Origin of the sequence: Streptomyces sp. NPDC006510, from assembly GCF_040611955.1 — a bacterium.
Taxonomy (GTDB): Bacteria; Actinomycetota; Actinomycetes; order Streptomycetales; family Streptomycetaceae; genus Streptomyces.
The window spans coordinates 1-10,714 of sequence record NZ_JBEXPH010000239.1 but is presented as its reverse complement, the minus strand read 5'-3'; the positions used below and the strand labels follow the sequence as shown (position 1 = coordinate 10,714).

Annotated in this window: 10 protein-coding genes; 2 read left to right on the top strand and 8 right to left on the bottom strand. The window is 72.1% G+C overall.

Translation table 11 applies throughout. The annotated features are described in order from the left end of the window. Positions 1–156 precede the first annotated feature (156 nt). Together ABZY11_RS38985 and ABZY11_RS38980 are read right to left on the bottom strand one after the other, a co-directional pair. Complete coding sequence (locus ABZY11_RS38985) at positions 157–1,392, bottom strand: MFS transporter (protein WP_356483708.1); 1,236 nt, start codon at positions 1,390–1,392, stop codon at positions 157–159. A gap of 308 nt (positions 1,393–1,700) precedes the next feature. Further along, positions 1,701–2,738 (bottom strand): hypothetical protein, encoded by a 1,038-nt coding sequence (locus ABZY11_RS38980; RefSeq protein WP_356483707.1) that lies wholly within the window; start codon positions 2,736–2,738, stop codon positions 1,701–1,703. Positions 2,739–2,958: 220 nt separating this feature from the next. Here ABZY11_RS38980 and ABZY11_RS38975 point away from each other — a divergent pair, with 220 nt between their 5' ends. Both ABZY11_RS38975 and ABZY11_RS38970 read left to right on the top strand, forming a co-directional pair. Next, entirely contained in the window at positions 2,959–3,537 is a 579-nt protein-coding gene (locus ABZY11_RS38975; protein WP_356483706.1) for a dihydrofolate reductase family protein, read from the top strand. A gap of 104 nt (positions 3,538–3,641) precedes the next feature. Next, positions 3,642–4,073, top strand: a complete 432-nt coding sequence (locus ABZY11_RS38970) for a nuclear transport factor 2 family protein (RefSeq protein ID WP_356483705.1) — start codon at positions 3,642–3,644, stop codon at positions 4,071–4,073. A gap of 95 nt (positions 4,074–4,168) precedes the next feature. Here ABZY11_RS38970 and ABZY11_RS38965 read toward each other — a convergent pair whose 3' ends face one another. From ABZY11_RS38965 to ABZY11_RS38940, 6 genes are all read right to left on the bottom strand, one after another. Then, positions 4,169–5,308: a zinc-binding dehydrogenase gene (locus ABZY11_RS38965; protein ID WP_356483704.1), complete on the bottom strand. Its 1,140-nt coding sequence runs from the start codon at positions 5,306–5,308 to the stop codon at positions 4,169–4,171. Further along, positions 5,305–5,607, bottom strand: a complete 303-nt coding sequence (locus ABZY11_RS38960; protein WP_356483703.1) for a putative quinol monooxygenase — start codon at positions 5,605–5,607, stop codon at positions 5,305–5,307. The genes ABZY11_RS38965 and ABZY11_RS38960 overlap by 4 nt, the downstream gene beginning before the upstream one ends. A gap of 4 nt (positions 5,608–5,611) precedes the next feature. Beyond that, entirely contained in the window at positions 5,612–6,271 is a 660-nt protein-coding gene (locus tag ABZY11_RS38955) for a glycerol-3-phosphate responsive antiterminator (RefSeq protein ID WP_356483702.1), read from the bottom strand. Positions 6,272–6,322: 51 nt separating this feature from the next. Then, positions 6,323–7,876 carry an FAD-binding oxidoreductase gene (locus ABZY11_RS38950; protein ID WP_356483701.1) on the bottom strand — a complete coding sequence of 518 codons (1,554 nt, stop codon included), beginning with the start codon at positions 7,874–7,876 and terminating at the stop codon, positions 6,323–6,325. Continuing rightward, positions 7,873–9,546: a glycerol-3-phosphate dehydrogenase/oxidase gene (locus ABZY11_RS38945; RefSeq protein ID WP_356483700.1), complete on the bottom strand. Its 1,674-nt coding sequence runs from the start codon at positions 9,544–9,546 to the stop codon at positions 7,873–7,875. Before ABZY11_RS38945 ends, ABZY11_RS38950 begins: the two co-directional genes overlap by 4 nt. 73 nt (positions 9,547–9,619) lie before the next feature. Continuing rightward, positions 9,620–10,714 (bottom strand): FGGY-family carbohydrate kinase (locus tag ABZY11_RS38940; protein ID WP_356483699.1); only part of this gene is annotated, 1,095 nt, incomplete at its 5' end.

Sequence of the window (10,714 nt, the reverse complement as noted above, 5' to 3'; positions counted from 1 at the left end):
CAGACTACGTGGGCGGCCGGCGCGCCCCCCCGGCCCGGCGCCCCCCCCCCCCCGCCTCGCTGCTGGACACCGTGGCACCGGCGATCGAGGCGGACCCGGCGGCCGTCCGGGAGGACTGGCGCGCACCGGGCGGACCCGGTGTGCCCGCCTCCACGGTCACGAACGGCTCACCGCACCGCGCGCCACCACGGCCGCGCACAACAGCGCGGGCACCGCCGCGACCGCGAAGCAGACGGCCGGCGGGAGCCGGTCCACCAGCAGACCCACCGCCGCGGCGCCCACCGACGACCCGGCGTTGACCGCGGTGTTCACCCAGGCACCCGCCTGTGTCCGGTTGCCCGCGCCCACGGACTCGTCCGCGATGAGGTACGCGGTGGTCAGCGCGGGCGCGACGAACAGCCCGGCCACCGCGGCGAGCGCGGCCAGCACGTACACACTGGGCGACAGCCCGGCCCCGACCACGGCAGCGCCAAGGCCGACGGCCAGCAGCGGCAGCCGCACCCGGTTCGACGCCCGCCAGGAGACGGCACCGTAGGCCAGCCCCCCGACCGCGCTTCCGGCCGAGAGCGCGGCGAGCACCCACGACACGGCCGCCGCGCCCTGGTGACGCTGCTCGGTGAATGCCACCACCAGCAGGTCCAGGCCCCCCAGGCACAACCCCACGGCCGCCGTCACCAGCACCGCGTGCCGCAGCCCGACGACGCCGAGCAGCCGCCGCCCGACCGGCGGGTCATCCGGTCCGGCGGCCTTGTCGTCCGACGGCGCCACGCCCGTACCGCGTACCGCCGGTGACGACACCAGCGCCAGCGTGCCCGAGAGGATCAGCGCGGCGCTGACCGCGATCCCGGCCGCGGGCGAGGCGGACTTCACCACCACCCCCACCAGCAACGGACCGCTGACGAAGAGGAGTTCCTCGGCGACACCGTCCAGGCTGTAGGCGCGCCGCAACAGCTCCCGGTCGGCGACGAGACCGCTCCACAGGGTTCGCATCACCGGCCCCAGCGGTGGTGAGAAGGCCCCCGCGGCGGCGGCCAACGCCCCCAGCAGGAACGCCGAGGGCCCCGGCCGCCAGGTGGCGTACGTGAGGGCGGCGAGCAGTATCGCGTAGACCACGGCCATCGGCGGCAGGGCCCGGCGCGGCCCGTGCCGGTCGATCAGCGCGGCACGGGCGGGGGAGAGGAAGACACTGGCCGCCCCGAAGAGGGCCATCACGGCACCGGCGACGGAGTACGAGCCGGCGCTCGCGTTCACCGCCAGCATCAGGGAGAGGGAGACCATTCCGTACGAGAGCCGCCCCAGCAGGGCGGCCCCGAAGGTACGGGCGGCGTGCGGGGTTCGCAGCACGGCGGCGTACGAAGGCGTGCGTGAAGGCACGGGTGAGGGCGAGAGCATCGAAACGTTCCTCGTGAGGGCAGCGCGGCAGAGGGCGCTGCGGGTATGCGGGGACACCGAAGTGCCGCACCCGGCGGAAGCGGGGGGTGCGGTCAGTGCGGGGTCCTACGCAAGGAAGAGGAACATGTCGGCCAAGGTATCAGGGCGACACACCGGGAGGGAGGGGGAGTTGGGCGTCGCACCGGCCGACAGGTGCTATGAGGTGTGACAGTGCGTCGGGTGGCTTCGGCGTCCATCAGGGAGATCCTGGACGGCGAGACGGGCCACTACTGACCCGGCCTCCGCCCGCGTCATCCGTCTCATCCGCGTCATCCGGTGATGCCGGTGTTGGCCGCCCTGATCTGTTCGGCGGTCCGCCGAAGCCCGGGGAGGAAGGCGATGACCTCCTCGCCCCGGCGGAGCAGGTCGTCGGTGGACGTGATGCCGAGATCGGCGACCGCCTCCCGGAAGGCCGGGAGACGTGCGTGATGCAGTTCGGGGGCGTCCGCGGCCAGTACGGTGTGACATCGCGCGAAAGTCGCGATGATCCAGAACACGGCTTCGCGGTGGTCGCCCCGCTCGATGAGGTGCCGGCTGCCGTCGATGGCGACCGGTCGTGCCCCGGCGGTGATGTCGCCGCTGAAGAAGAACGGCGTGCGGGCCACCGCCGCGGCGGCGTCGAAGGTGCGGGCCAGCTCGTCCAGGTGGTGACCCGTCCGGTGCGCCGACTGCCGTGCGCACCCCAGGAGTTCCAGCAGCTCCGGGTACAGGTGCGCCTGTCCGTACGCGTCGAGCACTTCGCGCGCCGCCGGATACCGCAGCCGGACCGTCGGGTTGCGCAGCGCGGCGACCAGCAGGACGTGGGTGGTGACCCCGGTGGGGAACAGCCAGGACGTCACCTGTTCGTGGAACGGCGCGGAGGTGTCGAAGGCGGCGAGGCGGGTCTCGATCCGGCGCTCGGCGTCCAGACATCTGCGGCGCACCCAGGGCCGCTCGGCGAACCGGCGCGACACATCGGCCCGCAGCTCGCGCAGCCGGCCCGTCGGGTCGTCGATGACCGTGTCCCGGCGGAAGCTTCCCGCCAGGTGGTACGAGGAGAGCACATCGTCCGCCGAGGCGAGCTGATCCCACGGCAGATGGCTGACCTCCAGCAGTGCGTCCCGGAAGCGGAACTTGCCGGGCTTGGCGTGCGGGTCGGGCCCGGCGGTGACGACCACGACGTCCACGTCCGAGTACGGGGACAGTTCGACGTCGTCCGGCAGGCCCACTGTGGAGCCGCTGAAGTAGGCGCCACGGAAGCCGGGAGCGGGCCGGGCGTGCTCGGTGACCCACTGGACCGCGGCCGCTCGGGCCGTACCGACTCTCACGCATGACCTCTTTCGCAGCGGCGGAACCGCGCCGGTCGAAGCCCCGCGGCCGCCGTTGCCGGCCCGGTGCGATCCGCATCGAAGGGATCCACGGTATGCCCCTGTCGCCGTTCCGCGTCCGCGAAGCGTGTCGGGTGTTGCCAGGTTCGGTGCCGAGGCGTCAACTGTTGTGATGCCGGGCACCCGGGTGGCGCGACGTCTCCGGCGGGAGAGGAATGCGATGAGGAAGATCGTCCTGATGGTCTCGGTGTCCCTCGACGGCTACATCGAGGGACCGGACCGCGAGATCGACTGGCATCTGGTCGACGACGAACTGCACAGTCACTTCAATGAGCAGCTCAGGGCCATGGGCGGCTTCCTGGACGGCCGTGTGACCTATCAGCTCATGGCGGATTTCTGGCCGACCGCCGACGCCGATCCGTCGAGCAGCGGTCCCGAGGCGGAGTTCGCCGGCATCTGGCGGGACATGCCCAAGATCGTGTTCTCCCGGACCCTGGAACGGGCCGACTGGAACACCACGATCATGCGGGAGGTCGACGCCGAGGAGATCAGGGTCCTGAAGGCGCGGCCCGGCGGCGATCTGTGTCTCGGGGGTGCCGATCTCGCCGCGACCTTCATGCGGCTGGACCTGATCGACGAGTACCATGTCTACGTCCATCCGGTCCTCATCGGCCGGGGCAAGCCCCTGTTTCCGGACTCGGCGGTCCGAACCGGCCTCCGTCTGGCCGGGACCCGGGAATTCGGCAGCGGGGTCGTGCTGCTTCGTTACGACCGCCGCGCGGTTGCTCCAGCGGAATGAACTCCCCGAGCCGCGGCGGTGTGACCGGTGCCGTGCCGGGTCGCACGGGGAGCTCTCCCCGTATAACTGCCGCACCGTCGCGAGACCTCACGAAAGGACCGGCAATGGCGCTCGGAGTCGAGGACCGTCTGGACATTTCCGAACTGCTCGCGCTGCACGGGCACTTGGTCGACAACGAGGAACTGGACCGACTGGACGAGCTGTTCACCGAAGACATCGTCTACGACGCCTCGAACCTCGGGCACGGAGAGCTGCACGGGCTGGCCGCCTTCCGGGACATGGCACGGGCGCGGGCGGGAAAGTATGACGCGCCCGTCGGACACCATGTCACCAACATCGTTCTCACCGAGGCCGGGGACGATCGGGTCCACGCGCGGTCCAAGGGGATCGGTGTCGGCGCGGACGGCGGGTGCGGAAGTGTGACCTACGAGGATGTGATCGTGCGCGGAGAGCGGGGGTGGCGCATCAGCCGCCGCAAGATCTCCCTGCACTTCACGTCCTCCGACGCGCCGGACACGGAGGAGACCGACGGCTGACGGTTGATGGCTTACAGCCGGTGGCTGACAGTCCATGGTCGACGGCGCTCCCTCGGACAACCAGGGGCGCCGCCGACCGGGGCACGGATCGGGCGTCAGGCGTCCAGCATGCCCGAGGTGTCGATGACCTGACGGATCGCCCGGCCCGAAGCCAGCTCCTCCATCGCCGCGTTGATGTCGGTCAGCGGCAGTGTGCCCGTGTGCATCCGCTCCACCGGCATCAGGCCCGCCCGCCACAGGTCCAGGAACCTCGGGATGTCGCGGCGCGGCACCGCGTCGCCCATGTACGAGCCCAGCAGCGACTTGCCCTCGCCCGCGAACGCCAGGGCCGGGACCTCCAGCACCCGGTCGGGGGCGGGAAGGCCCACCGAGACGACCTTGCCGCCCCGGGCCACGGCGCTCAGGCACTCGGCCATGACCTTGGGGCTGCCCACCGCCTCGACCGCCAACTCGGCTCCGCCGGAGGTGAGTTCGCGGATCTGCCGCAGCGCGTCGTCGGGGGCGTAGGCATGTGTCGCACCCAGCCGGAGCGCCAGCTCGCGCTTCTCCTGGACCGGGTCGACCGCGATGATCGGGTACGCCCCCGCCGCACGGGCGCCCAGCACCGCGGAGAGGCCCACCCCGCCCAGGCCGTAGACCACCGTCGACTGCCCCGGACGCAGGGCCGCCGTGTTGATGACCGCGCCCGCGCCCGTCAGGACCGCGCAGCCGAACATCGACGCCACGGTGAACGGGATGTCCTTGGGGATCGGGACCACCGACTCCTGGGCCAGCACCGCGTGTTCGGAGAACGCGGAGACACCCAGCTGATGATGGACCGAGTTGCCGGAGGCGTCGGTCAGCAGCGACGGGCCGTGCAGCAGTCCACCCGAACCGTTCGCCGCCGCGGCCTGTGCGCACAGGGCCGGCCGGCCCGCCGCGCAGTCGCCGCAGAAGCCGCAGCTCGGCACGAAGACCAGTGCCACATGGTCGCCGGGGGAGACCCGGCCGACGCCCGGTCCGGTGCCCTGGACGACGCCCACCGCCTCGTGACCCAGCGCCATCGGCAGCGGCCGGACCCGGTCGCCGTTGACCACCGACAGGTCCGAGTGGCAGAGCGAGGCGGCGGCGATACGGACCAGCACCTCGCCCTCGCGCGGGGCGCCCAGCTCCAGCTCCTCCACCTCGACCGGACGGGACTCGGAGTACGGGCGGGCCGTCGATATCCCACGCAGCACCACCGCACGGGTCTTCACGCGACCGCCTCCGGACGCGGGGCGCAGCGCAGCACGTCGCGGCTCTCCAGCAGCGGTACGACCTTGCCGAGCACGATCTCCTGGAAGTGCGGGGTGGCGCAGTGCTCGGTGAAGTCGGCCTCGGAGGCGTACTCCTCGTACAGCACGATCGCCCGCGGGTCCTCGGTGCCCTGGTGGACCCGGTAGGCGAGGTTGCCGGGCTCCGCGCGGGAGGCGGTGGCCATCGCGTCGAGCAGCGGCAGGACGGTGTTCTCCTCGCCCGCCTCGGTGCGGTAACGGGCTACGACCACGTATGTCATGGGGTTACTCCTGGGGTGGGGCGGGCCTCTTCAGGGCACCGGGCGGGACCGGCGGCAGCTGGTCCCGGCGCAGATGCCAGAGGCGGGGGTCGGACGTGGCGGCGGCAGCCGACCCGAGGGCCAGCGCCAGCGAGACGTCCGCGGCGGTCTCCACGAAGCCCGCGGCCACCGACGGGGACATCGCACGCTGTGCCTGCGCGCTCATCCGGGCGATGATCGGGGCGGGCATGATCTCGACCAGGTCCGGCGCCCCGCGCGAGATCGCGTCCGTGGAGCGGCGCAGATTGGACCGGTCGGTGACGAACACCTTCATCATCGTCAGCAGCCCCAGCGGCCGGCCCTTCTCTATGAGGGAGAGCCGGGTGCTGACCACGCCGTGTGCGCCCATGTTCTTGATGAACTCCAGCGCGCCCCGGTCCTGAGCCAGACCGGGGCTGCTGTCCACGTTCACGAACACGGTCTTCCCCGCCCGGCCCAGCGCCGGCACGACCTGGGGCAGCTGCCCCACCGCGAACGACGCGAGGATGCACACCTTCGACGGCGCGGTCAGGAACTCACGCAGCGGCTGGGTGCCGACCACCGACGCCACGACCGGCACCTCGGCGAACGCCGAGGCGAGCCGGGGGACGAGGGCGGCGCTGGACCGGGACGGGGAAGGGGACATGGCAAGGACCTGCCTGGGGAGGGAGGGGTTCGTGGCTGCTGAGGCGTGATGTCAGTTCAGCGGAGACGTACCGAATCGGCTGGGAAGGCCCAGTTTGCCAGGGTTGAGAATGCCGGCCGGGTCCAGGGCCTTCTTCACCGCGACGAAGGTCGCGAAGCCCGCCCCGAGGGATTCCTCCAGGTAGGGGCCGCGCAGCAGACCGCAGCCGTGGTGGTGGCTGAGCGCCGCCGCGTGCTTGATCAGTACGGCGTTGGCGGCGTCCCACACCGAGCGGTACCAGTCGCGGCGCGACTCGGGTGCCACGTCGCCGCGCAGCGAGAAGTAGACGCAGGCGCCGTCGGTGTACGCGTGGGACTGGTGCGCCGAGGCGGCCAGGGTGCCGGGCACCGACTGGATCGCGGCGACCACCTCGTCGTAGATCACCGGGAGGTCGGTCCAGGACGCGGCCATCTCCAGGGTGTCGGCGACGAAGCCGGGGCCGGGCTTGAAGCCGTCGGCGGACTTGCCGACCAGCATCCGCTCGTCCAGCCAGCGCTCGAAGACCGCCTTGCTGTCCAGTTCGGGGCCGTACTCCCGGCAGACCTCGGCCGCCACCTCGATCGAGGCGTCGACGATGGCCGGGTCGCCCTCGTCGGCGATGAGCAGCAGGTTGGTCTCCGGGTGGCCGAAGTGGGTGCCCGACTCCAGGGTGTCGTACAGGCGCAGGACGGCCGGGGTCGCACCGCGCTGCATGATCCTGCGGCAGGCGTCCAGGCCCTCGGCGAAGGTCTTGAAGCCGAACGCGACGGCGTTGGCGTACTCCGGCAGCGGGTGGACCCGCAGCCGGGCCGAGACGATGACGCCGAGGGTGCCCTCGGAGCCGACGAACAGCTGGCGCAGGTCCGGGCCGACCGCGGCGCGGGCGTAGTCGCCGTACGTGGCCCGCGTACCGTCCGCGTGCACGACGTCCACCCCGACGACCATGTCCTCGATCTTGCCGTAACGGGTGGAGAGCTGACCGGCGCCGCGGCAGGCGATCCAGCCGCCGACCGTGGAGACGGCGAACGCGGACGGCCAGTGGCCGGTGGTGACGCCGTACTCCTCCTGGAGCTGCTTCTCGAAGAGGTCGCCGAACATGCCGGCCTGGACGTCCACGATGTTGGACTCGGCGTCGAAGCCGGTGATCGCGTTCAGCCCGCAGACGTCCAGGACGACACCGCCGAAGACGGGCAGCGCCGCGCCGGTGACGTTGGAGCGGCCCGCGGACGGGGTGACCGGGATGCCCGCCTCGTGGCAGATCCGCAGCACGGCCGCGACCTGGTCGGCGTCGGCAGCCTCGACGATCACCGCGTCGGGCGTCGCGGGACGGCCCTCGGTCTCGCCGATCATCGAACCGGCCCACCAGTCACGGGTCCGGGTGACGACCTCCTCGCGGGCGGTGTGCACCGCGTGCGCGGCCTCGCGCAGCGCCTCGATCACGGTCTCGGGAACCTCGACCGGGTTCACCTGGAGCGCGGCCTCGCCGTCCCCGATCGGGGTGTTCTGTGCCCACTTGGCGAAGCTGGGGGCGCCGATGGTGTAGTTGCCCCGGTTGAACGGGTGGGTGATGGTCTGACGGCTGATCATGCTGCTGCCCCTTCGAGGAGTACGGACTTTTCGTGCTGGACGGCTGCGAGGTACTCGGCGACCGAGCGGTCGACCTCGGCCTCCGAGAGGTTCAGTTCCTGGCCGAGGATCGCGCCGACGGCCGCGGCGGCGTCGACGGACGCGTCCCGGGCGAACAGCCGGGCGCGCATCCGGCGGGAGAGCACGTCGTCGACCGAGCGGGCCAGTTCGGCGCGGGCCGCGTACACGACCTCCGCCCTGGTGTACGGGAGTCCCGCGACGATCGGCTCGGCCAGCGCCGGGTCGTCCTGGATCAGGTCGCCGACGAAGCGGGCCTCGGTGCCGAAGCGCTCGCCGAGGTGCGCGGCGATGCCGCCGGAGGCCGCGACGGCCTCGGCGTCGTAACCGGCGCCGCCGAGCAGCGGGAGGTCGGTGGTGCGGCTCTTCCCCTTGCGGCCGAGGACCGTCATCACCTTGTCGATGACGAGTTCGCCCATGTGCCTGCTGGTGGTGAGCTTGCCGCCGGTCACCGTCACCATGCCGGTGCGGCCGATGGCGATGTGGTGGTCGCGGCGCATGTCGAGGGTCGCGCCCTCCCTGCCGCCGACCAGCGGGCGCAGACCGCCGATGGAGCCGACCACGTCGTCCGGGGTGAGCTTCCCCTCGAAGGCGGTGTTGGCGCCCTCCAGCAGGAAGTCCATCTCCTCGCGGGTGCAGTGCACATCGTCGGGGGAGCCCTGGTAGTCCTCGTCGGTGGTGCCGAGCACGACGCTGTTGCCCCAGCGGGTGCAGGTCGCGCGGCGGGCCCGGCCGGGGATCGGCACGGTGACCGTGCAGTTGATTCGCACCTTGTCCCACGGCACCACGATGTGGACGCCCTTGGCCGGCCTGACCTGCGGCTTGTGACCGTCGTCGGCCTTCGCGTCGAGCTCGTCGGTCCATACGCCGGTGGCGTTGACGACGGCCCGCGCACGGATGTCGAAGGTGTCGCCGTCCGCCGAGACCCGGGCACCGGCCACCTTGCCCATCTGCATCAGCAGACCCTCGGCCCTGGCACCGTTGAGGATCGTCGCACCGAGCGCGGCGGCGGTCCGGACGATGGTGAGGACGAGGCGGGCGTCATCGGTGCGGGCGTCGAAGTACATCAGCCCGCCCTTGAGGTTCTCCGCGCGCAGCGTCGGCGCCTGCGCGAGCACCTCGGGAACGGTGAGCCGCTGGTGCAGCTTCCCGATCCGCCAGCCGCCGACCAGGTCGTACGTCCACAGCAGCCCCTCGAAACCCTTGGCGAGGCGGGCGTCGAAGATGCCCTCCTTCTCCAGGATCGGGAAGAGGAACGGCAGCCGGTGCACCAGGTGCGGGGCGTTCTTCCGGAAGCGGTGCCGCTCCAGCAGCGAGTGGCGGACCAGGTTGACGTTGCCCTGCTCGATGTAGCGCAGGCCGCCGTGCACCATCTTCGAGGACTTCGACGACGTACCGGAGGCGAAGTCGTCCTTCTCGATCAGCGCCGCGCGCAGCCCGCGCGAGGCCGCGTCGAGCACGGCGTACGCCCCGGTGATGCCGCCGCCTATGACGAGCACGTCGTACGTGTCGTCGGCCAGCCGGCGCTTGAGGGCTGCCCGGTCGAGCAGCAGGGGCGTTCGGCGGGTCGCCGCGGCGCTGCGCCGCGGCTTCCGGGCGGGCATGGTGATCACAACATCAACTCCTGGTGTTTCGGTGCGGCGGCCGCGTGGTCGGTACGGGCCGCCGGGTGACGGTCGGGGGCCGTCAGTGGGGGGTGTGAGGTTCGGGGTCCGCCAGGGGGAGCAGGGCGGGGTCGTTCAGGTGGGCGATGAGTACGTCGCGCCAGGCGGACCGCTGTGCGGTGCGCTCGGCCGCGGTGGTCGTGGGCTCGAAGATCCGGCCGAGCGGCTGTGCCTCGACGACCTCTTCGAGCGAGGACCACAGGCCCTGGGCGACACCGGCGAGATAGGCGGTGCCCCGCAGGCTGGCGGTGGCGGAGTCGGAGACCCGCTCCAGCGGCAGGCCGGTCAGATCGGCCTGGATCCGCATGAGCGGGTCGCTGCCGGAGACACCGCCGCCGACCCGGAGCCGGGTGAACGGTGTGCCCATGGTGTCGGCGACCCCGTCGATCAGGTCGCACACCGAGTGCGCGATCCCGTCGAGCACGGCGCGGGCGAGATCGGCGCGGGTGGTGGCGAGGGTGAGCCCGGTGAGGGATGCGGTGGCCTCCGGGTGCCAGACCGGCGTACGGACCCCGGCGAGTGCCGGGACGAAACGCGGGGTGCGGCCCGGCCGGGTGGGGACCCGTCCCGCCTCCTCACCGAGTTCCTTCGGAGATGCGAACAGGCCCAGGTCGTCGCAGAGCCAGCGCAGCGCCGACCCCGCCGTGGAGGTGTAGGCCTCCAGGCTGTAGTGGCTGATGTCGCCCTGCCGCCGGCCGGGCTGGGCGAGCACCCCGGAGATGTCCGGCCGGGGCAGGGCGGGCGTGGTGCCGGTCGCCGCGTCGACGAAGGCGCCGGTCCCGTACACGCACATGCCCTGCCCGGCGGCGAGGCCGCCGAGCGCGACGAGTGCGGCGTGCTGATCGCCCATGGAGGCGGCCAGTGGGACGGCGATCCCGAGGGCGGCCGGGTCGGTCGTACCGAACCCGGCGTCGTCGGAGCGGAGCTCCGGGAGCAGGTCGAGGGGGAAGCCGAGGTGGCCGATCCACTCCTCGTCCCAGGCGTGCCGCTCCAGCAGATAGCCACCGGTGGAGGCGGCGTTCGTCGGCGTCGTGGCGTGCACGGCGCCGCCGGTGAGCCGCCAGATCAGCCAGGTGTCGACGGTGCCGAAGAGCAGACGGCCCTCGCGGTGCGCGGC

What these genes read in the sequence shown, in the direction of transcription:
- ABZY11_RS38985 (WP_356483708.1), bottom strand. Translation starts at nt 1,392, where the DNA reads ATGCTCTCGCCCTCACCCGTGCCTTCACGCACGCCTTCGTACGCCGCC.
- ABZY11_RS38975 (WP_356483706.1), top strand. Translation starts at nt 2,959, where the DNA reads ATGAGGAAGATCGTCCTGATGGTCTCGGTGTCCCTCGACGGCTACATC.
- ABZY11_RS38970 (WP_356483705.1), top strand. Translation starts at nt 3,642, where the DNA reads ATGGCGCTCGGAGTCGAGGACCGTCTGGACATTTCCGAACTGCTCGCG.
- ABZY11_RS38960 (WP_356483703.1), bottom strand. Translation starts at nt 5,607, where the DNA reads ATGACATACGTGGTCGTAGCCCGTTACCGCACCGAGGCGGGCGAGGAG.
- ABZY11_RS38955 (WP_356483702.1), bottom strand. Translation starts at nt 6,271, where the DNA reads ATGTCCCCTTCCCCGTCCCGGTCCAGCGCCGCCCTCGTCCCCCGGCTC.
- ABZY11_RS38950 (WP_356483701.1), bottom strand. Translation starts at nt 7,876, where the DNA reads ATGATCAGCCGTCAGACCATCACCCACCCGTTCAACCGGGGCAACTAC.